Annotated in this window: 22 protein-coding genes; 17 read left to right on the top strand and 5 right to left on the bottom strand. The window is 69.9% G+C overall.

Features of this window, described 5'->3' with window-relative positions; translation table 11 throughout:
* Window positions 1-240: 240 nt before the first annotated feature.
* The 14 genes from AB8M85_RS07445 (at window position 241) to AB8M85_RS07380 (ending at window position 11675) form a co-directional block, all read left to right on the top strand.
* Window positions 241-939 (top strand): fasciclin domain-containing protein, encoded by a 699-nt coding sequence (locus tag AB8M85_RS07445; RefSeq protein WP_372698139.1) that lies wholly within the window; start codon window positions 241-243, stop codon window positions 937-939.
* Between the two features lie 164 nt (window positions 940-1103).
* Window positions 1104-1685, top strand: coding sequence for an ECF RNA polymerase sigma factor SigK (sigK, locus tag AB8M85_RS07440; RefSeq protein WP_372698138.1), 582 nt, complete (start codon window positions 1104-1106; stop codon window positions 1683-1685).
* On the top strand, window positions 1685-2521 hold the full coding sequence (locus AB8M85_RS07435; RefSeq protein WP_372698137.1) for an anti-sigma factor domain-containing protein: 837 nt from the start codon (window positions 1685-1687) through the stop codon (window positions 2519-2521). The genes sigK and AB8M85_RS07435 overlap by 1 nt, the downstream gene beginning before the upstream one ends.
* Before the next feature lie 120 nt (window positions 2522-2641).
* Window positions 2642-3079, top strand: coding sequence for a DUF4383 domain-containing protein (locus tag AB8M85_RS07430; protein WP_372698136.1), 438 nt, complete (start codon window positions 2642-2644; stop codon window positions 3077-3079).
* A 120-nt stretch (window positions 3080-3199) separates the two neighbouring features.
* Window positions 3200-4837: a molybdopterin-dependent oxidoreductase gene (locus tag AB8M85_RS07425; protein ID WP_372698135.1), complete on the top strand. Its 1638-nt coding sequence runs from the start codon at window positions 3200-3202 to the stop codon at window positions 4835-4837.
* A 110-nt stretch (window positions 4838-4947) separates the two neighbouring features.
* Complete coding sequence (locus tag AB8M85_RS07420) at window positions 4948-5202, top strand: Rho termination factor N-terminal domain-containing protein (RefSeq protein ID WP_372698134.1); 255 nt, start codon at window positions 4948-4950, stop codon at window positions 5200-5202.
* Between the two features lie 32 nt (window positions 5203-5234).
* Window positions 5235-5498 (top strand): hypothetical protein, encoded by a 264-nt coding sequence (locus AB8M85_RS07415; RefSeq protein WP_372698133.1) that lies wholly within the window; start codon window positions 5235-5237, stop codon window positions 5496-5498.
* A complete protein-coding gene (locus tag AB8M85_RS07410; RefSeq protein ID WP_372698132.1) occupies window positions 5482-5766 on the top strand; it encodes a hypothetical protein in 285 nt (94 codons plus the stop codon). Before AB8M85_RS07415 ends, AB8M85_RS07410 begins: the two co-directional genes overlap by 17 nt.
* Before the next feature lie 295 nt (window positions 5767-6061).
* Window positions 6062-7375, top strand: a complete 1314-nt coding sequence (locus AB8M85_RS07405) for an extracellular solute-binding protein (protein WP_372698131.1) — start codon at window positions 6062-6064, stop codon at window positions 7373-7375.
* Between the two features lie 76 nt (window positions 7376-7451).
* On the top strand, window positions 7452-8408 hold the full coding sequence (locus AB8M85_RS07400; protein ID WP_372698130.1) for a carbohydrate ABC transporter permease: 957 nt from the start codon (window positions 7452-7454) through the stop codon (window positions 8406-8408).
* Window positions 8408-9250, top strand: coding sequence for a carbohydrate ABC transporter permease (locus tag AB8M85_RS07395; RefSeq protein ID WP_372698129.1), 843 nt, complete (start codon window positions 8408-8410; stop codon window positions 9248-9250). Before AB8M85_RS07400 ends, AB8M85_RS07395 begins: the two co-directional genes overlap by 1 nt.
* A 31-nt stretch (window positions 9251-9281) precedes the next feature.
* A complete protein-coding gene (locus AB8M85_RS07390; protein ID WP_372698128.1) occupies window positions 9282-10538 on the top strand; it encodes an ABC transporter ATP-binding protein in 1257 nt (418 codons plus the stop codon).
* 123 nt (window positions 10539-10661) lie between these two features.
* Complete coding sequence (locus AB8M85_RS07385; protein WP_372698127.1) at window positions 10662-10946, top strand: hypothetical protein; 285 nt, start codon at window positions 10662-10664, stop codon at window positions 10944-10946.
* Between the two features lie 105 nt (window positions 10947-11051).
* Window positions 11052-11675, top strand: coding sequence for an FMN reductase (locus AB8M85_RS07380; protein ID WP_372698126.1), 624 nt, complete (start codon window positions 11052-11054; stop codon window positions 11673-11675).
* Between the two features lie 169 nt (window positions 11676-11844).
* Here AB8M85_RS07380 and AB8M85_RS07375 read toward each other — a convergent pair whose 3' ends face one another.
* Window positions 11845-12042 carry a CsbD family protein gene (locus tag AB8M85_RS07375; protein WP_372698125.1) on the bottom strand — a complete coding sequence of 66 codons (198 nt, stop codon included), beginning with the start codon at window positions 12040-12042 and terminating at the stop codon, window positions 11845-11847.
* A 322-nt stretch (window positions 12043-12364) separates the two neighbouring features.
* Here AB8M85_RS07375 and hpaH point away from each other — a divergent pair, with 322 nt between their 5' ends.
* A complete protein-coding gene (gene hpaH, locus AB8M85_RS07370; protein ID WP_372698124.1) occupies window positions 12365-13150 on the top strand; it encodes a 2-oxo-hept-4-ene-1,7-dioate hydratase in 786 nt (261 codons plus the stop codon).
* Window positions 13135-13956: an aldolase/citrate lyase family protein gene (locus AB8M85_RS07365; RefSeq protein ID WP_372698123.1), complete on the top strand. Its 822-nt coding sequence runs from the start codon at window positions 13135-13137 to the stop codon at window positions 13954-13956. Before hpaH ends, AB8M85_RS07365 begins: the two co-directional genes overlap by 16 nt.
* Window positions 13957-13979: 23 nt before the next feature.
* Here AB8M85_RS07365 and AB8M85_RS07360 read toward each other — a convergent pair whose 3' ends face one another.
* The 4 genes from AB8M85_RS07360 to AB8M85_RS07345 all read right to left on the bottom strand — a co-directional run bounded on the left by AB8M85_RS07360 (window position 13980) and on the right by AB8M85_RS07345 (window position 19044).
* Window positions 13980-14765 (bottom strand): IclR family transcriptional regulator C-terminal domain-containing protein, encoded by a 786-nt coding sequence (locus tag AB8M85_RS07360; RefSeq protein ID WP_372698122.1) that lies wholly within the window; start codon window positions 14763-14765, stop codon window positions 13980-13982.
* Window positions 14766-14792: 27 nt separating this feature from the next.
* On the bottom strand, window positions 14793-16691 hold the full coding sequence (locus tag AB8M85_RS07355; RefSeq protein WP_372698121.1) for a bifunctional sugar phosphate isomerase/epimerase/4-hydroxyphenylpyruvate dioxygenase family protein: 1899 nt from the start codon (window positions 16689-16691) through the stop codon (window positions 14793-14795).
* Window positions 16692-16694: 3 nt separating this feature from the next.
* Window positions 16695-17567 (bottom strand): shikimate dehydrogenase, encoded by an 873-nt coding sequence (locus AB8M85_RS07350; RefSeq protein ID WP_372698120.1) that lies wholly within the window; start codon window positions 17565-17567, stop codon window positions 16695-16697.
* 307 nt (window positions 17568-17874) lie between these two features.
* Window positions 17875-19044: a glycosyltransferase family 4 protein gene (locus AB8M85_RS07345; RefSeq protein WP_372698119.1), complete on the bottom strand. Its 1170-nt coding sequence runs from the start codon at window positions 19042-19044 to the stop codon at window positions 17875-17877.
* 281 nt (window positions 19045-19325) lie between these two features.
* Here AB8M85_RS07345 and AB8M85_RS07340 point away from each other — a divergent pair, with 281 nt between their 5' ends.
* Window positions 19326-20576 (top strand): DUF6350 family protein, encoded by a 1251-nt coding sequence (locus AB8M85_RS07340; RefSeq protein ID WP_372698549.1) that lies wholly within the window; start codon window positions 19326-19328, stop codon window positions 20574-20576.
* Window positions 20577-20617: the final 41 nt, after the last annotated feature.

The following is a 20617-nucleotide window of genomic DNA, read 5'->3' as shown; positions in this document are numbered from 1 at the left end:
CGATGCCGATGAGACGACTCTAGGGGAGCGGCGGGATCCGCGCGATGGGGAGTTCTCCCCATGCCCGTCGCTGGACTTGCCGGCCCCCCGATGGTATAAGCGCTGGAACTTCACGGTCCGTAGGTTTTCGGCCCCCGTCCAATCCGCCGGCGCCGCGGCTCCGAATGACTCCATGACAGCCCACCCCATCGGGGGACGGGAACCATGGCGGCTCCGGCCGCTCCAGCAAGGAGAAAAGTCATGAAGACCATGAACCGCAAGTATGCAGCACTCTTCGGCCTGCTCGCCGTGGGGTCCCTCAGCCTCAGCGCCTGTGCCGGTGGCAACGACGCCGGATCCGGGGAGTCCTCGTCGATGCCGATGGAGTCCTCCTCGTCCGCCCCCATGTCGGAGTCCTCCGGGTCGTCGTCCTCGGCCATGTCCCAGGACATGGACCCGGCGGCCAACCTCGTGGGCCCGGGCTGCGAGGCCTACGCCAAGATGGTTCCGGACGGAGCCGGCTCCGTCGCGGGCATGGCCCAGGACCCGGTGGCCGTGGCCGCCTCGAACAACCCGATGCTCAAGACGCTCACCAAGGCCGTCTCGGGCGAGCTGAACCCGAAGGTGGATCTGGTCGACACGCTCAACAGCGACGAGTTCACCGTCTTCGCCCCGGTCGATGACGCGTTCGCCGCGATCCCCGAGAAGGACCTCAACGCAGTGGTCGAAGACGCGGACATGCTCACCAAGGTCCTGACCTACCACGTGGTCCCCGGCCAGATGACGCCCGATGAGATCACCGGAACCCACAAGACGGTCGAGGGCGACGAGGTCAAGGTCACCGGCAGCGGCGACGACCTGAAGGTCAACGACGCCTCGGTCATCTGCGGCGGCGTGAAGACCGCCAACGCCACCGTCTACCTCATCGACCAGGTGCTGATGCCGCCGGCCAAGAAGTAGTTGCCGGAAGGGCGATGGCCAACGGGCTCCTGCGGTTGCGATCGCCGGAGCCCGTGGTGCTTCCGTCCCGGGACCCCCGGCGGTCACGGCCAGAACGCGACACGGCCCGGCCGATGGAAGGGTCCTGTTTTCGGCAGGACGCGCGGCATGCAAGACTTGCATCCATGAGATTGCCCTGGGCCAGGACTGCGGACGACCCCGCACCCGCGGACCCCGAGGTGCTCATCCACCGCATCGCCGCCGGCGACCAGGCAGCTTTCGAGGTCCTGTACGACGACGTCTCGCCCCGGGTCTTCGGGCTCATCCTGCGCATCCTGCGCGACGAGTCGCAATCCGAGGAGGTCCTGCAGGAAGTCTTCGTCGAGGTCTGGCAGCAAGCCGCCCGTTTCGACGCGGACCGTGGCCGGGCCGTGTCCTGGATCATGGTCCTGGCCCACCGACGGGCCGTCGACCGCGTGCGGGCCAGCCAGAGCAGCCGGGAACGCGACCTGCGCGAGGGCATCAAGGGATTCGAGGAAAGCTACGACGACGTCCAGGACACCGTCGAGGCCCACCTCGAAGGAGAACGCGTCCACCGGGCCCTCGAACAGCTTTCCGAAGCCCAGCGGCGGGCCATCGAACTGGCGTATTTCGGCGGTTTCACCCACCAGGAAGTGGCCAGGCTGCTCGAGGTCCCCGTGGGAACGGTGAAAACGCGCATACGCGATGGCATGATCAAGCTCAGAGACCAGTTAGGAGTGGCGTGATGGACCGGCAACTGCACCTGCTCACCGGTGCCTACGCGCTCAATGCCCTCGACCCCGCCGAACGCGAGGATTTCGAGAACGGGGCCCTGGCCTCCCAGGACACGCTCCACGAGGTGCGCACCCTGAGCGAAACCGCGGCCCGGCTGGCCGAACAGACCACCCCGGTGGCACCGCCGCCGCGCGTGAAGGCCAACATCATGGCCGCTATCCGCGACACCCCACAACTGCCCGCCACCAGCGAAGCCCCCGCGCACCCGGCCGCCCGGACCCCCCGCACCCCGGAGGCAGGCGCCCCACCCCGCGCGGACGGGGTCGCCGACCTCGACGCCGCCCGCAGGCGCCGCACCGCCCGGACCACCTGGCCCACCAGGATCCTGGCAGGCGCCGCGGCGGCGCTCCTGCTGGCCGCCGGAGCGCTCACCGGCGTGGTCGTGAACCAGAACCAGCAGCAGGATCAGCTCGAGCAGCAGCTCAGGGCCCTGTCGGAACATCAGGAACAGATGCAGCGGATCTTCTCCGCCACCGACATGAAATCGGCGACCCAACGCACGGACGACGGCGGCGAGGTGACCGTCGCCTACTCGGCATCGGCCGGACTGGCCGCCCTGACCACGCGCGGGCTGCCGTCACTGCCGTCCGACAAGGGGTACGAACTCTGGCTCATCGGCGAGGGCGGGGCCACCCCCATGGGCATGCTGGACACGACGGGCACGACGCCGAAGACCACGCTGGTCGAAGGCGCGATGGACCAGGCCACGCACCTGGGCATCACCGTCGAGCCGGCCCAGGGCTCCGAGCAGCCTACGACGGCCCCCATCCTGCTGCAGCAGCTCTAGGCTGCCGGCGCCTCCGGAAAAAACCGGCTCGCTATCCAATCCACGCTCCCCGCGGTTCCGAACTACCGGTGACACACGCCCCGGGGCACAGCCGGGGCGGCGCACCCAAGGAGCCGGACCATGTCCACCACACACACCACCGCCACCCGCCGCACCCACGTCCAGCTGGCGGCCCTCGTCGTCGGGGCAGCCTTCCTGCTGGTCGGCGTGCTCGGCTTCATCCCGGGCATCACCACGAACGTGGGCGAGCTGACCTTCGCCGGGCACCAGTCGGGCGCCATGCTGCTGGGCCTGTTCCAGGTATCGGTCCTGCACAACATCGTCCACTTGCTGTTCGGCATCGCCGGGCTCCTGTTCTCCCGCGGGCCCCTCTCGGCCAAGCGCTACCTGGTCATCGGCGGCATCATCTACCTGGTGCTGTGGATCTACGGACTGCTGATCGGACACGGCAGCCCGGCGAACTTCGTTCCGCTGAACGACGCCGACAACTGGCTCCACCTGGTCCTCGGCGCGGCCATGGTCGCCCTGGGCAGCATCCTGGGCCGCACCAAGGCCTGAGCCGATTCCGCGCATCCGGCCGCGCCCAGGGGATCCCCGGCAGGCCGGATGGCGCGATCATGGAAGCAGGCCCACGCCCGGGGACGGGCGCCGGCCGCCGCAGACCGAGGAAGGCCCATCATGGACACGCACAGCACCACCCCGGAACGCACCGCGGGCGCCGGCCGGAACCGCGGGCCGCTGCGGCAGTGGCGCTTCGCCCTCGCCGGGCTCGTCTCCGCCGCCCTGCTCTTCGGCGTCGCCGAACTCGTGGCAGCCTTCTTCGCCACGGCAGCCTCCCCGATGGTGGCGCTGGGCCAGACGTTCATCGACATCACCCCGCCATGGCTGAAGGACTTCGCCATCGGGCTGTTCGGCACCAACGACAAACTCGCCCTCTTCGTCTCGATGGGGATCGTCGCCGCGCTCGTCGCCGCCGGCACCGGCCTGCTGGCCCGGAACCGCCCCGCGGCGGCCACCGCCGTGATCGTTCTGCTCGGCGTGGGCATGTCGGCCAGCGTCCTCTCCCGGCCGGCCACGGGCGTCCTGGACGTCATCCCGACCCTCGTCGGCACCGTCGCCGGGATCCTGGCACTGCGGTACCTGGCCGGACGTGCCGCCGCCGCGACGGCTGCCCCCGTCCCCGTTGCCCCCGCCCCGTCCGGCCCCGCAGGGCGGGGCGAGCGCCCGACCGGGGCACCGGCGTCGTCCTCCCGGCGCGGTTTCCTGCTCGGATCCGCCGTCGGTGTCGTCGGAGCGGCAGCCATGCTGGCGGGTGGACGGGCGCTCTCGGCCGTCCTCAACACGGCCCAGGCCACCCGCGAGGCGCTGCGGCTGCCGCGGCCGGTCAAGCAGGCCGTCAACCTGCCCGACGGCGTGGGCGCCGAGGTGAAGGGCATGCCGCCTTTCGTCACGCCCAACGGGAAGTTCTACCGCATCGACACGGCCCTGGCCGTCCCGCGCATCGACCCGGCCGGCTGGAGTCTGCGGGTCCACGGCATGGTGGAGGAGGAATTCACGATCACCTTCGACGAGCTGCTGGGCATGGACCTCGAGGAGACGTGGCTGACCCTGACCTGCGTGTCCAACCCGGTCGGCGGCGACCTGGTCGGCAACGCCAAATGGCTTGGCTACCCGCTGCGCAAGATCCTGGAACGCGCCCGTCCACAGCAGGGCGCAGATATGGTCCTGTCCACCAGCATCGACGGCTTCAGCGCCTCCACCCCGCTGGAGGTCCTCAGGGACCAGCGCAACGCGCTGCTCGCCGTGGGCATGAACGGAGAACCGCTGCCCCTCGAACACGGCTACCCGGTGCGGATGGTCGTCCCGGGGCTGTATGGCTACGTCTCGGCCACCAAGTGGGTCGTGGACCTGGAGGTCACCCGCTTCGCCGACAAGAGCGCCTACTGGACCACCCGGGGCTGGTCCGACCACGGCCCCATCAAGCTCGCCTCCCGCGTCGACGTCCCGCGCGCCTTCGCGACCGTCGCCCCGGGAACCGTGCACCTGGGTGGCACCGCCTGGGCGCAGACCACCGGGATCAAGGCCGTGCAGGTCAAGATCGACGACGGCGAGTGGCAGGACGCCGACCTGGCGGCCGAGGCCACCGTCGACACCTGGCGCCAGTGGTCCTTCCACTGGCAGGACGCACCGGAGGGAACCCACTCGGTCACGGTCCGGGCCATCGACGCCGACGGCATGGTCCAGACCGCCGAACGTGCCGACCCGGTACCCAACGGGGCCAGCGGCCTGCAGCGGCTGCAGTTCACGGTCGGCTGAGCCCCTGCCCGCGGCCACCGCGGGGGCGCCAGCAGGATCCGGCCCTAAAGCATTGACCTGCGTGGGACAGTGCATAGGCTGGAGGAACGACCTGCCGAAAGGAGTACCTGATGGCCGACAGGATCAAGGACGAGCACCTCTACGAGGAACTACGCGACGAAGGGAACTCGAAGCAGAAGTCCGCGCGGATCGCCAACGCGGCAGCGCGGGATGGTCGCGATGAGGTCGGCGAACGCGGCGGCGAATCCGGAAGCTACGAGGACTGGACCGTCGAGGAGCTGAAGGACCGGGCCAAGGAAATCGGACTGACCGGATATTCCGACCAGAAAAAGGACGAGCTGATCAAGTCCCTGCGGAACTCCTGAACGTTCCAACGATTCGAGTGTAGGGAGAGGCCATGTCAGAACACCACAGTTCCCGCTGGCCGCGGGACACCAAACCGGCGGGGATGAAGCTCGCGCTCTTCGGGGCCGTCGTCATCGTCGTCTTCGGTGCCTACCTCGTGGTCCAGGCGTTCAAACGCGCGCCCCTGGACAGCCCCGTCTGGCTGGGCGTCATTCTGGGCGTCGTGATGCTGGCCTACGGACTCTACCGCCGCATGCGCGGTCCCGGCGCCCTGGATTTCCCCGAGGAAGGTGGCACGAATGTCGACAACAAATGAACCGACCCCCTCCGGCAACGGACCGGCGGACGACCAGGCGGCCACGCCTGACCCGTCGTACCTCGGAACTGACGAGGCAACCGGCGGACACGAGGAGGAACACCACACCTTCGCCGGCTCCGCCGACGGCGAGCTCGTCGATGTCGGCGAGGACGGCGAGACGATCCGCACGCTGGACGAGCGCCAGACGCCTGACGGCAGCGGAAACGACGCCGACGATCCGGACCAGCGCCCCGATGACGATGGGCAACGCTACGACGCCGGCTGACCAGGCCGCCTGATCGGGCCGCCTGACTTGGCCGCCTGACCACTCCGGCGAACCTGCCGCAGACCGCCGTCCCCTCGTACTGGGGGCGGCGGTTTCCGCGTGGGGGACCGCCGTCCCGGACTTCCCGGCGGGTGCCGGAACGGCCCGGCCGCGGTGCGGTCGGCCACCCCGGGCAACACACCGCGCAAGAGGTGTCTGTGGCGCAAAACGCATTCAGGGCATAGTCTCAGGGCCAGGGCCCGATCGGACCGGTAGAGTTCGGGCACCGCCGACGTCGACGGGGAGGCTCGAGCAGATGCCAGAACAATCGAACCGCAGCGGCTTGCGGCGCGGCGCACGCCGGGCAGGGGTCGCAGCGGCGGCGCTGGCCCTCCTGCTCTCCGGCTGCGGGCCGGCCGATTCGACGCCGGTGCTCACTTGGTACATCAACCCGGACGACGGTGGCCAGGAGGCCATTGCGCAGAAGTGCACCGCGGCAGCCGACGGAAAGTACCGGATCCAGACCACACTGCTTCCCTCCGACGCCGCCGCCCAGCGCGAACAACTCGCCCGCCGGCTCGCGGCCGGGGACACCTCGCTGGACATCATGAGCCTGGATCCGCCGTTCATTCCCGAACTGGCCGAACCGGGCTTTCTGGCACCCGTGCCCGAGGACACCGCGCGCAAGACCACCGAGAACACCCTCGACGGCGCCCTCGCCGGGGCCAAATGGAAGGACACGCTGGTCACCGTCCCGTTCTGGGCGAACACGCAGATCCTCTGGTACCGCAAGTCCGTTGCGCGGGACGCCGGACTGGACATGTCCCAACCGGTGACGTGGGACCAGCTCATCCAGGTCGCGCAGGACCAGGACAAGTACCTCAGCGTCCAGGGCGCCCTGGCCGAGTCCATGACCGTGTGGGTGAACGCCCTGGTCGAATCCGGCGGCGGGCATATCGTGGAGAACCCGGAGGCGCCGGCGGACCAGATCCGGCTCGGACTCGAATCCGAGGCGGGGCGCAAGGCGGCCGAGATCGTCTCCACGATCGGCAAGAAGGGGCTGGGCGGGCCGGGCCTGCCGACCCAGGCGGAGAACGAATCGATGCTCCAGTTCCAGGGCGAGAAGGGATCGTTCATGGTCAACTGGCCGTTCGTGTGGCCGGCGACAAAGGCCAGCGTCGAGGCCGGCACACTGGAGAAGTCGCTCTTGGAGGACATCGGCTGGGCGCTCTACCCGCGCACCGACGCCAACCGGGAGTCGCGTCCGCCGCTGGGTGGCATCAACCTCGGCGTCGGCGCCGCCAGCAGGCACCCCGACCTGGCGTACGAGGCCATCGAGTGCATCGTCACCCCCGAACACCAGGTCGAGTACTTCGTGACCAACGGCAACCCACCCTCGGATTCGACGGCCTACGACGATCCGTCCATCAAGGAGAAGTTCCCGATGGCAGAGACGATCCGGCAGTCGCTGCGGCAATCGGCCCCGCGGCCGCAGACCCCGTACTACAACGAGGTCTCCACCGGGATCCAACAGCACTGGGCGCCGCCGTCGGGGGTCGACCCGGACACGACGCCGAAGGAGACCACCGACTTCATCATCGAGGTCCTGCGAGGGGAGAGGCTGCTATGAGGCGATCGGGGATGAGGCGATCGGGGATGAGGCGGTCCAGCACGGCGGTGCCGGTCCTGACCGGGGAGGTGCGGCCATGAGCACCTCCGTGGGGACCCGGGCGGGCCAGCGCAGGCGGGCACCCGCCGTCGTCCTCTCCGAACGGCGCCGTGCCGAACGCCGTCTGGGATGGTGGCTGGCCGGACCCGCGTTCGTGGTCATGCTGCTGGTCACGCTGTATCCGATCCTGCAGGCCGTTTGGGACTCGCTGTTCAACTTCCGGCTCACCGCCCCGGAGGACAAGAGCTTCATCGGGCTGAAGAACTACGGGGTGATCCTGACCGATTCGCTGTTCTGGCGGGATCTGGGCGTCACCTCGCTGATCACGGTCATCACCGTGGTGGTCGAGCTGGTGCTCGGCTTCGCGCTGGCGCTGGTGATGCACAAGGCGCTCAAGTCGCTGCGCGGCTTCGTGCGCACGGCCATCCTGGTGCCCTACGGCATCATCACCGTGGTCTCCGCCTTTGCGTGGTTCTACGCCTTCGACATCAACTCGGGCTTCGTCAACAACTGGTTCGACTGGGTGCCGGGCATCGGCCCGGACCTGAACTGGTTCGCCGACACGTGGACGTCGCTGTTCGTGATCATGGCCTCGGAGATCTGGAAGACCACCCCGTTCATCTCGCTGCTGCTGCTCGCCGGCCTGGCCCAGGTCCCGGACGAGCTCACCGAGGCCGCGGAGGTCGACGGGGCGACCTGGTGGCAGCGCATGCAGCGGGTGATCCTGCCGAACATGAAGGCCGCGATCATGGTGGCCGTGCTGTTCCGGGCGTTGGATGCCTTCCGCATCTTCGACAACGTGTTCATCATGACCAACGGCGCCTACGGCACCGAGGTGCTCTCGCTGCTGGCCTACCGCACCTCGATCGGCCGGCTGGAGATCGGGCTCGGCTCGGCGGTGTCCGTGCTGCTGTTCCTGTGCGTGCTGGTCATCTGCTTTGTGGCGATCAGGCTGTTCAAGGTCGACCTCGCCGGATCCCAGGGAGGCAAGTGATGAAAGCGACCACCGCCAAGACGCGGATCATCTGGATCCTCATCACGATCGTCGTCGCGGTCTACGCGCTGTTCCCGGTGTTCTCGATCCTGGCGACCTCGTTCAAGGAACCCAGCGACCTGTCCAACGGCAAGCTGCTGCCCACCGAGTGGTCCGGGGTCAACTACGAGCAGATCCTGGTCGGCGACGCCCAGGAGCTGTTCCTGACCTCGCTGCGCAACTCCATCGGCATCACACTCATCGCCACGGCCATCGCCGTCGTGCTGGCCACGCTGTGCGCCTACGCGATCGCCCGGCTGGACTTCCCGGGCAAGAAGCTGGTGCTGACCACGGCCCTGGCCGTGTCGATCTTCCCGGTCATCTCCATCGTCACCCCGCTGTTCAACGTCTGGCGCACCATCGGGCTCTACGACACGTGGCTGGGGCTGATCATCCCGTACCTGTCGCTGACGCTGCCGATCTCCATCTGGACGTTGGCGGCCTTTTTCCGGCAGATCCCGTGGGAGCTCGAGCAGGCGGCCCAGGTGGACGGGGCGACGGCCTGGCAGGCGTTCCGCAAGGCGATCGTCCCGCTGGCCGCGCCGGGGGTGTTCACCACGGCGATCATCGCGTTCTTCATCGCCTGGAACGACTTCGTCTACGGCATCTCGCTGACCTCCACCGAGGCGGCCCGGCCGGTGCCGGCGGCGCTGGCGTTCTTCACCGGCGCCTCCCAGTTCGAATCACCCACCGGCGCGATCTCCGCGGCCGCAATCATCGTCACCATCCCGGTGGTGCTCCTGGTGCTGGGCTTCCAGCGCCAGATCGTCTCCGGGCTGACCCAGGGCGCGGTCAAGGGCTGAGGCCCTGGCCCGAGAAAGCAGAGGACATCCCATGGCATCGATTTCGCTGAAGAACCTGGTCAAGAAGTACGACGACGGGTTCCCGGCCGTGAACGACGTCTCCATCGACATCGCCGACGGGGAGTTCGTGATCCTCGTCGGGCCCTCGGGCTGCGGCAAGTCCACGCTGCTGCGCATGATCGTCGGGCTCGAGGACATCACCAGCGGGGACCTGTACATCGACGAGAAGCGGGTCAACGACAAGGCACCGCGCGACCGCAACCTGGCCATGGTCTTCCAGAACTACGCGCTCTACCCGCACCTGACGGTGTTCGAGAACATCGCCTTCCCGCTGCGCCTGGCCAAGGGCAAATTCCGGGAGGAGGACGTGCAGGAACGGGTGCGGGCCGCAGCGACGACGCTGGAGCTGACCGACCACCTCGAGCGCAAGCCGGGCAACCTCTCCGGCGGCCAGCGCCAACGCGTGGCCATGGGCCGGGCGATCGTGCGGCAGGCCGACGCCTTTCTGTTCGACGAGCCCTTGTCCAACCTGGACGCCAAGCTGCGCGGGCAGATGCGCGCGGAGATCTCGCAGATGCAGCGCCGGTTGGGGACCACCAGCGTCTACGTCACCCATGACCAGACCGAGGCCATGACGCTCGGGGACCGGGTGGCGGTGCTCAAGAAGGGCGAGCTGCAGCAGATCGCGTCCCCGCGGGAGCTCTACGAACAGCCCATCAACCTCTTCGTGGCCGGGTTCATCGGTAGCCCCTCGATGAACTTCCTGCCCGCCACCGCCGAGGGCACCACGTTGAAGACCCCGATCGGGGACATGGCCGTGCCCGAGGCGCTGGCCGCCCGCGCCGCCTCCCGGGACGTGGTGTTGCTGGGCATCCGCCCGGAGTACTTCGAGGATGCCAGCCTCGTGGAGGAATCCAAGCTGGATCGCGGCACGGTCTTCAGCGCCGAGCTCAGCCACACCGAATGGCTGGGCAACGAGCAGTACGGCTACATCCACTTCGAGCCCTCGCCCGAGGTCAAGGACCTGCTCGACGGGCTGGCCCGGGACCTGGACGCCGACGAGCTGCGCCCGCAGGTCGTGGTCACCCTGGACGCCGCCAGCCGGATCCGCGGCGGACGCACGGCCGAACTCTGGCTGGACACCCGCCGGCTGCACGTCTTCGACCCCGCGACGGGGGAGAACCTGACCCGCGACGCCGAGGCGGGGGCGGCCCTGACCGAGGAGGCGAACCGCGAACGCGCCGAGGAAATCGAGCGGGCCAGCCGGGAGGCCGCCGAAGCCGGCTGAGCGGCCCCTGAGCGGGGCGCCCACCAGGGCACGAGTGCCCTTGTGGTCCCCCTCGGTCCGGCCTACGGTGGGAGTACCCATCCGGCTCGCCCGGGGCCGGATCGGCTTTCGAAGGAGAGGGTCATGGGGTACGCGAAAATGGCGGACGGCCACCAGGGGATGATGTCGACCCACCACCGCATCCAAGGCGGGGCGATGGCCACCGGAGGACTGCTGGTCCTGCTGATCTGCGCGACGCTCAATGCCGCGGTCATGGGCAACGGGGACACGGCGGGGTCCCTGTGGGTCGGGGTGCTGATCGGGCTGTACATGGTCGCCTACGGCATCGTGAAGCGACTGAGCCTGACATTCCTGCCGCGGCCCGAATCCGATCCGGGCAGCGGCCGGGAGCACAGCCGGGCCGATTAGGCCCGTCAACCGGCCGGCCAGTGACCGGCTGCCCTTGCGGGAATAGAACACCCTCCCACGCGGTTTTATATGCAAACGCATTGAACCGAGTGGGAGGAAGTCGTTATGGCCACATCAATCGTCGTCATTTCCGGAGGGCTGGGAACGCCCTCGACATCGCGCATGCTGGGCGACCAGCTGGGCCGGGCCGCCGCCGAGGCGCTGGCCGCCGACGGCGTGGAGGCCGAGGTCTCCGTGATCGAGCTGCGCGACATGGCGGTGGACATCGCCACCACCATGGTCGCCGGGTACGCCCCGCCGCGGCTGGCCGAGATCATCGAGCAGGTCGGTGCGGCCGATGCGCTGGTCGCCGTGAGCCCGGTCTTCACCGCCTCGGTCAGCGGCCTGTTCAAGTCGTTCCTGGACGTTCTGGACCCCACGGCCCTCGATGGCAAGCCCGTCCTGCTGGCCGCCACCGGCGGCTCGGCGCGCCACTCGATGGTGATCGACTACGTGATGCGCCCGATCTTCAGCTACCTGCGGGCCACCGCCGTGCCCACCGGCGTCTTCGCCGCCCCCGAGGACTGGGGCGGGGACACCGGCAGCGGGCAGCTGGCCGCCCGCGTCGCCCGGGCCGGTGCGGAACTGGCCCGCGCCGTGCAGGGGACCTCGGTCTCGGCGGCACGCCCGGACCCGATGGAATCGCTGCCCTTCGAGCAGCTGCTGGCCAACATCGAGCCCACCGGCTAGCTCTGTCGGCGGCCGGATCCGGCGTGCGGATCCGGCAGCGGAAAAGCGTGAGGGGCGGACCGAATGGTCCGCCCCTCACGTCTTCTCAACGGCTGGCGCCAGGCGCGCCCGCTGGCCCATGCGGCCCTTGGGCCGGGTCCGCGAGCCAATCCAGCACCGCCGTCGTGCCTTATTTGCCGCTGAAGCCGTCCTTGATGTCCTTCGCGGCGTCCTTGACGTGCTCGCCGGCCTGCTTCGCGCCGGCGCTGGCCTGGTCGCCCGCGCCCTCAGCCTGCAGGCTCTCGTTGTCGGTGGCGTCGCCAGCGGCTTCCTTGGCCTTGCCGGAGAATTCCTCGGCCTTGTTCGAGATCTTGTCGTCGAGTCCCATTGCGCATTCCTTTCATCGGTACTGCTCAATTGGCGGTTCGCCAGAACCGTCGTGCTGATCGGCCAACTAGCCGTGCACGGTGCTTTAACGCTAACGACGTGCGCTGGATCCGTCTAGCGACCGGTACCGCCGGGCGCGGCCCCGGCAGGAGTGCCCGAGATGCGGGGCCGCCATGGCGCCGATGCAGGCGCCTTCCCGGAGAATCCGGAGGGCCTATGACCCTCGTCACGCATTGGATCGTATACGATGTGAGGACGAGAGGGGACCGACGGCACCGCACCGGGCCGCCACCGCCCACAGGACCAGGAAGGCTGGCATCGACATGCTCAACGACGAGACCATCACCTCCATCGCGGACGAACTGGTGGAGGCCGGCCGCAGCCGCACGCCGGTGAAGCGGCTCACCGCCCGCTACCCGGAGATGACGATCGAGGACTCCTACAAGGTGCAGGGCCTCTGGCGCCAGCGCAGCGAGGCCAACGGGCGCCGTCTGGCCGGCCGCAAGATCGGTCTGACGTCCCGCGCGATGCAGGCGGCCACCGGGATCACCGAGCCGGACTACGGGATCATCTTCGACGACATGGTACTGGAGAACGCCGCGGTCATCGACTGGAAGCAGTACACGCACCCGCGGGTGGAGGTCGAGCTCGCGTTCGTGCTCAAGGACGACATCACCGGTCCCGGCGCGACGATCTTCGACGTGCTGCGCGCCACCGAATACGTCGTCCCCGCCCTGGAGATCCTGGACTCGCGGATCGAGATGGAAGGCCGGACCATCGTGGACACCATCAGCGACAACGCCGCGATGGGGGCCATGGTCATCGGCGGCCGCCCCGTCGCCCCCGACGCCGTGGACCTGCGCTGGGTCTCGGCCATCCTCTACAAGAACCAGGTGGTCGAGGAGACCGGCGTCGCCGCCGGCGTGCTGAACCACCCCGCCTCCGGGGTCCACTGGCTGGCCAACAAGATCGCCCCGCACGGCGACGGGCTCAAGGCGGGGGAGATCATCCTCGCGGGATCCTTCACCCGCCCGATGTGGGTCAACGCAGGCGACACCGTCTTTGCCGACTACGGGGAACTGGGGACGATCACATGTCATTTCGCGTAGAGCCCGATCCGTCCTTCCGCGATGCCCTGGCCGCGGCCAATCGCCCGCTGGCCGGGATCTGGGTCTGCTCGGCCTCCCCGCTGGTCGCCGAGATCTGCGCCGGTGCCGGGTTCGACTGGCTGTTCATCGACGCCGAGCACTCGCCGAACTCCCCGGAGTCGGTCCTGGCCCAGCTGCAGGCCGTGCGCGGCTACCCGGTGGTCCCCGTGGTGCGCCCGGCGGTCAATGACACGGTGCTGATCAAGCAGTACCTCGACGTCGGGGCCCAGACCCTCATCGTGCCGATGGTCCACACCGCCGAGGATGCAGCGGCGGCCGTGGCCGCGGTGCGCTACCCGCCCCTGGGCGTGCGCGGGGTCGGCTCGGCGCTGGCCCGCTCCGCACGCTGGAACCGGATCCCCGGCTACCTGGGCCGCGCCTCGGAGACGATCACGTTGATCGTTCAGGTGGAATCGGCCGAGGCCGTGGCCAACGCCGCCGACATCGCGGCCGTGGACGGGGTCGACGGGATCTTCATCGGCCCCTCGGACCTGGCCGCCTCGATGGGCGTCATCGGCCAGCAGGACCACCCCGAGGTGGTCGCAGCCGTCAGCACCACCATCGCCGCGGTCAAGGCCGCCGGCAAGTTCGTGGGGGTCAACGCCTTCGGCGAGGCCACGGCCCGGGCCTACATGGATGCCGGCGTCGATTTCGTCGGGGTCGGGGCCGACGTTGCCCTGCTCGCCCGCGGGACCGAGGCGCTGGCGGCGAAGTTCGTCCCCGACGAGGCTGCCGCCGAAGGCGGAGACGCCCCCGCCAGCTACTGACCCGGGCCGCGGCGGCGCCGGTCTCAGACGGTGCGGCCGCCGAAGTCCTCGGCGATCCGTGCCGCCGCCTCCTGCAGCACCGGCACCAGATCGGCCTCGACGTCGGGGGCGTCCCGGCGGCCGGACTGGATCGAGACGTTCAGTGCGGCGATGACATCGTCGCCGCGGCGCACCGGGACGGCCAGCCCGCGCAGGCCGACGTCGAGTTCCTGCGAGACGAGCGACCAGCCGCGGGCGCCGACGGCCTCGATCTCCGCGCGCAGCTTCTCCACGCTGGTGATGGTGTTGGAGGTGTAGCCGACCAGCTCGGCCCCGGCAAAGAAGCGTTCGCGCGCGGCCGCGGGCAGTGCGGCGACCAGCACCCGGCCCATCGAGGTGCCCCAGGCCGGCAGCCGGTTGCCCAGGTTCACGGTCACGCTGTGCAGGCGCGGGGCGGCTACCCGGGCGATGTAGATGACGTCCTGCCCATCGAGGGTGGACAGCGTCGCCGTCTCGTCCAGCCGGTGCGCCAGCTCGGTCAGGTGCGGCCGGGCGATGTCGGGCAGGCTCAACGAGGACAGGTAGCTGGCGCCCAGGTCCAGCACCCGCGGGGTCTGCGTGAAGGCCGTCCCATCGGTGCTCAGGTAGCCCAGGTCGGTGAGCGTGAGCAGGAACCGGCGGGCCGCCGCCCGGGACATCGAGGTCGCCGTCGCCGCCTGCGAGACGGTCAGCGTCGGTTGGGCCGAGGTGAACGCCAGCAGGATCTGCAGCACCTTGTCCGCCGACTTCACGAAGTAGTCGGGCACCGCGTCGTCGGTGTCGGCAATCATGGCATCCTCGCTCGTCGTCGTGATGTATCAGCCCGCCCGCAGCCGGTTGTGCTCGAACTGTGAGGCCAGGCGGACCGGCGCGTTGGGGGCACCGTAGCCATCGTACCCATCGAGGCGCTGCACGACCTCCAGGAACAGCCGGCCCACGGTCCCGGTGTAGAAGTGCAGGAACGCGCCGTGCTCGTCGCGGTCGTAGAGCAGCTGCAGCCCGCGCAGCGTCGCCAGCATCCCCTCCTCGAGCCCGAAGCGCGCGGCCAGGTCCTCGTAGTAGTTCTCCGGGATCGGCAAAAACTCCATGCCCGATGCCGTCGCTCGCCGCGCCAGGGCCACGATGTCGGTGGTCGCAAACGCCACGTGTTCGGCATAGGGATGCCGGCCGTCACCGTTCCCGCCGCCGTCCAGGGCCTGCGGGACCAGGTTCAGCGCCAGCCGCACGGCCCCGTCGTCGCTGCGCATGACCTGGCTGCGGACCAGGCCCAACGGGCTGGGGACCTCGGTGGCCGGGCGGGTCGAGAGCCGCAGCGCCGATTCGTAGAACAGGACCGCCTCGTCGAAGGCCTGCCACGGTTGGGCCAGGTTCACGTGGTCGATCCCGGTGACCAGGCACGACGCCGGATCCCCGCCGGCGCCCTCGTCCTGACCGGTGCCCGCTGCCCGGTCCGCGGCCGCCGCACCCGCGCCGCCGAATTCGTCGGCCCAGGCCGGTTCCGCGGTGTCGGCGCCGAAGAAGACCTCGGTGCCGTCGGGGGCGAGGACCCCGCGCAGCACGGCCTCGTCGGCGGTGTTCTGCCGGGGGACCGGTGCAGCCCGCAGGCCACGCGCCCGTTCGATGCTGGTGTCCGGGTCCGCGACCTGGAAGCCCAGTGCCGAGATCGATGCCGCGGCGCCGGTGGCACGTTGGCCGTTGATGACGATGCGGGCCGCGCCCTGCGTCCACAGCTGGACCAGTTTGCGCCGGTGCTGGCCCACGAAGGCGAAGCCCAGGTGGGCGAGCAACGCTGCGACGGATTCGGCGTCGTCGGTGCGGATCTCGGCGAAGTCCATGCCGGTCGGCGCCGCGGCCGGGGCGAGGGTGGCCAGCCGCATCGGGAACCGGTCCGCCGCGGCGTCGAGCCGGGCCGCGGTGCGGTCCTGCAGCCACAGCAGCGAGCGCATCGCGTCGATGGCGGTGCGCTGGACGTTGGACTGGCGGAAGGTGTCGTTGAAGATCTCCAGTGACACGGCGCCGTCGTACCCGCTGTGCACCAGGTGGGCCATGAAGCCGGCCAGGTCGAATCCGCCCTGGCCGGGGAAGAGGCGGTAGTGCCGGCTCCAGGAGAGGATGTCCAGCGAGAGGACGGGGGCGTCGGCGAGCTGGACGAAGAAGATCCGGGACGGATCGAGCTCGGCGATCGCGGCGGGGTCGTCGGCACGCGAGAGGATGTGGAAGGAGTCGAGGCACGTGCCCACCGCCGGGTGGTCCGCGAGTTCGACGATGCGGTAGGCGTGGCGGTAGGTGTTGACGTACCGGCCCCAGGCCAGGGCCTCGTAGGCGAGCCGGATGCCGTGGCGTTGGGCCAGGTCGCCCAGGCGGCGCAGCTGGTCGGCGGCCACGGCGTCGTCGTCGATGGTGGCGGTGCCGACGTTGCTGCAGACCAGCATCGTGTCGATGCCCAGCCGGTCCATCAGCGCGAACTTGGCCTCGGCGCGGCGCAGGTTGGCGGCCAAGGTCGCCTCATCGACGCCCTCGAGGTCGCGGAAGGGCTGGTACAGATCCAGGGTCAGGCCGAGCCGGTCGGCCAGGGCCCGGATCTCCTCCGGGGACATCGGGCTGACCACCAGGTCCTGCTCGAAGATCTCGATGCCGTCGAAGCCCGCCCGGGCGCAGGCCAGCATCTTCTCCTCCAGCGTTCCGGAGAGGCAAACCGTGGCGATGGAAGTCCGCATGGCCTAGAGCCCCTGGCCGATCAGGTCCAGGAAGTGCGCGCGCATCGCCGTGGCATCGGGTTCGATGCCGGTGATGTGGGCGAAGGCACCGACGGCCTGCCCGACGGCCATGTGCCCGCCGTCCAGCGTGCGGCAGCCGAGGGCCGCGGCGGTGCGGATCAGCTCGGTGTCGACCGGGCGGTAGATGACGTCGGCGACCCAGTGGCGGGCCTGTAGGGCGGCGGTGTCCAGCGGCAGGCCGGGGTGCTGGTGCATGCCGATGGGCGTGGCGTTCAACAAACCGTCCGCGGCGGCGAGCAATCCCGGGACCTCGTCCGGACCGTGGGCGGTGACTGAGGCGTGCGGGAAGTGCCCGGCCAGTGCGGTGGCGCGGTCCGCGCAGCGGGTGGCGTCGGTGTCCACCAGCGCGAGATGGCAGGCGCCGGCGTCGAGCAGGGCATAGGCGACCGCCGAGCCGGCACCGCCGGCCCCGAGCTGCACGACGCTGTCGAGGGTGGCATCGGGCAGGCCGGTGCGCAGGGCGAAGCCGAATCCGGAGAAGTCGGTGTTTTCCCCGTGGAACCTGCCGTCGCGGATCAGCACGGTGTTCACCGCGCCGAGGCGTCGGGCGTGGTCGGAGAGCGAGTCGAGCTGGTCGATGACGACCTGCTTGCAGGGGTGGGTGATGTTGAAGGCGTTGAAGCCCAGGTCGCGCCCGGCGCGCAGCAGGTCCCCGACGGCCGTCGCGTCGCGGCCCAGGGTGAGCAGGTCCACCGGGCGGTAGACGTAGCGCAGGCCGTGCGCGTCGGCGGCGGCCTCGTGCAGGGCAGGGCTGAGGGACGGCTCGACGCCCTCGCCGATCAGGCCGACCAGATAGGACTGTTCGATGGTGCTCAACGCTTCTACCTCGCTGGGGATGGGACGGCGCCACCGTTGGCGGTGATCTGGCTCCTATCCTAAACCCGTGTACGTAAAACGTACAGTTGTGCGTTATCCGTACGCTATGGAGCGTGGCTGTCTCCACGGCGGTCAATCGTCCCCGACCCGGAGGCGAAGACTCGGCTCGGCATGTCGTCGACCACCAGGCCTCGACTCTCCGTCTCCGGCCCGCATATCCGTGGGGCCGCATTGAACTGGTCCCCGCGTGCACCTTGACGGCTTCATGAACCGTGCCACGCGGGCAACAGTGGACCACGACGACGGATCAGGCAAAGCGGGCGTGCCGGCTGCGGGCCTTGACGTTGATGGCCCGCTCGTAGTGCACCAGCAGCTCCTCGCAGACCGAGGCCCAGGAACGCGCCTGCACCGAGGCCAGCGCCGCCGCCGCGAAGGCCGCGCGTTTGGCGTCGTCATGGGCCAGGTCGGCCACCCGCTCGCGCAGTCCGGCCAGGTCCCCGGGGCGGTAGAGCCAGCCGGTGCGGGAGGAGTCCACCAGGTCGAGCGGCCCGCCGCGTCCGACGGCGATGGCCGGAAGGCCCGAGGCCATGGCCTCCTGGATGGTCTGGCAGAAGGTCTCGGATTCGCCGGGGTGCACGAACAGGTCCAGGCTGGCCATTATCGTGGCCAGCTCCTCCCCGTCGAGGAAGCCGGCGAAATGCGCACCGGGCAGACGCCGGCGCAACGTCTCCTTCAGCGGGCCGGAGCCGACGATGACCAGCCGTGTCCCGGGCAGGTCGGAGAGCACGGCCAGGTCCGCGACCTGCTTCTCGGTGGCCAGCCGGCCCACATAACCGACGAGTCGCTCGCCGTCCGGGGCCAGTCGGGACCGCAGGCCGGCATCGCGCCGGGCGGGGGAGAAGCGCTGCGTGTCGACCCCGCGCCGCCACATCCGCAACCGCGGCACCCCGGCCTGCTGCAGTTCGGCCAGGGAATGGCGGCTGGGGACCAGGGTCACCGTGGATGCCTGGTGCATCGCCCGCACGTGGTTCCACAACACCGGCTCCAGCCACGGCACACCGTAGCGGGCCGCGTAGGCCGGCACCTGGGTCTGGTAGACCGACACGAGCGGAAGCCCCAGCTGCCCGGCGGCCTGGATGGCCCGCCAGCCGAGCACGAACGGGCTGGCCACATGCACCACATCGGCGCCGAACCCGGCGATCAACCGCCGCAGGCGTGCCACGGTTCCCGCGGCGACCCGCACATTGGCATACCCGGTCAACGGCAGCGAGGGCAGGCGCACCACGGTGAAGCCCTCGACCCTGTCGACGTCGGTGCGGGGCACCGTCCCCGTGTGGTCCCCGCCGGTGCCGCCGGCCGGGGCGATGGCCATCGCCTCGTGGCCGGTCCGGCGCAGGTGCGCCAGGACCTGGAGCACCGAGTGGGTGACTCCGTTGAAGTGCGGGAGGAAGGACTCTGCGACCACGACGACTCTCACACCCGATAGCCTGTACCGTCGGCGTGAGCGGCGGCTGAACCGCGGATGTCGTGCCGGTGAATCCCGGCAGTCGTGCAGCCGGCACCGAGGGGGCACCGCCGTCGTGCATCGGTCCCGCGTCGCGTCGTTCGCCCCGATCGGGGGCGGCAGGTGGCACGATTGAGACGATGAAAAAAGCGCAGCAGCCCGGCCCCGGCCAGGCACGGACCACCGGGAAGACGACATCGCGCGGCCATGCGGCCGTGGACTCCCTGCGGCATTCCTGGCGCGAGGGCATCCCCATGCCGCTGTGGCTGCAGGGGGCGCTCGAGTTCATCCAGTGCGCCTTCTTCTCGGCCGTGCTGGTCGTCGTGCCGCTGCTGGCCGTCTGGTTCACCGGCGGCTTCGCCGCCCGGACCCTGGATTCGGTGTTCCGCATGTGCGGGCAGGTCTGGCTGCTCATCCACGGCGTCCCGCTGGAGCTGAACCTCTCCGCAGGGGAGGGGTCGCCGGCCATGGTCACTGGCCTGCTGACGTTCACACCGCTGGGGCTGACGCTCATCCCGTTCTTCCTGGCGTGGCGGTCGGGCCGGCGCATTGCCCGCGCCTCCTACACCGACCAGCTGTGGCAGGGCATCGCCGGTGCGTTGTGCGCCTACCTGTTGGTGGGATTGGTGACAGGATTCGCGGTGCCCACCGAGGAGGTCGGGGTCAACCTGGGGGCCGCGTGCCTGATCCCGCTGATCCCCGCCGGACTCGGGGTGATCGTGGGCGCCCGGCGCGAGGCCGGCTCGTGGGGCCGGCTCATCGGGGTGGACTTCGCCGCCTGGATCGCCAGGACGAGCCAGCATTCACGCTGGGCCGGGTCGTACCTCTGGTCGGTCATCCGGGCCGGGCTGGTCGGCTACGCCGCGGCCTTTGGGCTGGCCGCACTGGGCCTGACCGCCACCCTGGGCCTGCACTGGCTCGAGATCTCGAACATCTACCAGCAGCTCCAGCCGGGCCCGGTCGGCGGAGCGGTCCTGACGCTCGCACAGCTCGGGATCGCCCCGAACCTGGCCCTGTGGGCGCTGGCCTGGATCAGCGGCGGCGGCGTCGCCCTCGGCACCGGGAGCACGCTGGGCCCGCTGGGAACCGCCGTCGGCCCGCTGCCGGCGATGCCGGTGCTCGGGGCCCTGCCCGCCGGGGACCTGCACTCGGCCTGGTTGTTCATGCTCCTGCCCGTGCTCGCCGGGCTCCTGGCCGGCTGGTGGTTCCTGCGCGAGGGCGAAAACCACTTCGAGGACTGGCTCTCCATCCGGCTGAAGGTCCGCTGGGCATCGCTGGCCCTGTCCACCCTGCTGCTGGGGGTCTTCATCGGCGTCGTCGCCGGCCTGGTCTCCCTGCTGGGCAGCTGGCTTGCCGGCGGGTCGCTGGGCATCGGGCGCCTCACCGAGCTGGGGCCGGACCTGTGGATGACCGCGGTGCTGCTGGCCGGCGAGGTCGGGATCGGCGTTGTCATCGGATACCTGGTCGCCCCGTTCCTGGAGCGCGACCCCGTCCTGGAGGACTGAGGTCCTGGACGCCTGAGGCACCCACCGGGTCCCGCCGCGGG

It is taken from the genome of Arthrobacter sp. JSM 101049 (genome assembly GCF_041679245.1).
Classification (GTDB): Bacteria; Actinomycetota; Actinomycetes; order Actinomycetales; family Micrococcaceae; genus Arthrobacter_H.
Note: the sequence above shows the minus strand (reverse complement) of the source record. Positions and strands in the feature narration are given on the sequence as shown.

What these genes read in the sequence shown, in the direction of transcription:
- sigK (WP_372698138.1), top strand. Translation starts at nt 1,104, where the DNA reads ATGAGATTGCCCTGGGCCAGGACTGCGGACGACCCCGCACCCGCGGAC.
- AB8M85_RS07420 (WP_372698134.1), top strand. Translation starts at nt 4,948, where the DNA reads ATGGCCGACAGGATCAAGGACGAGCACCTCTACGAGGAACTACGCGAC.
- AB8M85_RS07405 (WP_372698131.1), top strand. Translation starts at nt 6,062, where the DNA reads ATGCCAGAACAATCGAACCGCAGCGGCTTGCGGCGCGGCGCACGCCGG.
- AB8M85_RS07360 (WP_372698122.1), bottom strand. Translation starts at nt 14,765, where the DNA reads ATGATTGCCGACACCGACGACGCGGTGCCCGACTACTTCGTGAAGTCG.
- AB8M85_RS07410 (WP_372698132.1), top strand. Translation starts at nt 5,482, where the DNA reads ATGTCGACAACAAATGAACCGACCCCCTCCGGCAACGGACCGGCGGAC.
- AB8M85_RS07340 (WP_372698549.1), top strand. Translation starts at nt 19,326, where the DNA reads ATGCCGCTGTGGCTGCAGGGGGCGCTCGAGTTCATCCAGTGCGCCTTC.
- AB8M85_RS07395 (WP_372698129.1), top strand. Translation starts at nt 8,408, where the DNA reads ATGAAAGCGACCACCGCCAAGACGCGGATCATCTGGATCCTCATCACG.
- AB8M85_RS07415 (WP_372698133.1), top strand. Translation starts at nt 5,235, where the DNA reads ATGTCAGAACACCACAGTTCCCGCTGGCCGCGGGACACCAAACCGGCG.
- AB8M85_RS07390 (WP_372698128.1), top strand. Translation starts at nt 9,282, where the DNA reads ATGGCATCGATTTCGCTGAAGAACCTGGTCAAGAAGTACGACGACGGG.
- AB8M85_RS07365 (WP_372698123.1), top strand. Translation starts at nt 13,135, where the DNA reads ATGTCATTTCGCGTAGAGCCCGATCCGTCCTTCCGCGATGCCCTGGCC.
- AB8M85_RS07430 (WP_372698136.1), top strand. Translation starts at nt 2,642, where the DNA reads ATGTCCACCACACACACCACCGCCACCCGCCGCACCCACGTCCAGCTG.
- hpaH (WP_372698124.1), top strand. Translation starts at nt 12,365, where the DNA reads ATGCTCAACGACGAGACCATCACCTCCATCGCGGACGAACTGGTGGAG.
- AB8M85_RS07375 (WP_372698125.1), bottom strand. Translation starts at nt 12,042, where the DNA reads ATGGGACTCGACGACAAGATCTCGAACAAGGCCGAGGAATTCTCCGGC.
- AB8M85_RS07380 (WP_372698126.1), top strand. Translation starts at nt 11,052, where the DNA reads ATGGCCACATCAATCGTCGTCATTTCCGGAGGGCTGGGAACGCCCTCG.
- AB8M85_RS07435 (WP_372698137.1), top strand. Translation starts at nt 1,685, where the DNA reads ATGGACCGGCAACTGCACCTGCTCACCGGTGCCTACGCGCTCAATGCC.
- AB8M85_RS07355 (WP_372698121.1), bottom strand. Translation starts at nt 16,691, where the DNA reads ATGCGGACTTCCATCGCCACGGTTTGCCTCTCCGGAACGCTGGAGGAG.
- AB8M85_RS07400 (WP_372698130.1), top strand. Translation starts at nt 7,452, where the DNA reads ATGAGCACCTCCGTGGGGACCCGGGCGGGCCAGCGCAGGCGGGCACCC.
- AB8M85_RS07445 (WP_372698139.1), top strand. Translation starts at nt 241, where the DNA reads ATGAAGACCATGAACCGCAAGTATGCAGCACTCTTCGGCCTGCTCGCC.
- AB8M85_RS07425 (WP_372698135.1), top strand. Translation starts at nt 3,200, where the DNA reads ATGGACACGCACAGCACCACCCCGGAACGCACCGCGGGCGCCGGCCGG.
- AB8M85_RS07385 (WP_372698127.1), top strand. Translation starts at nt 10,662, where the DNA reads ATGGGGTACGCGAAAATGGCGGACGGCCACCAGGGGATGATGTCGACC.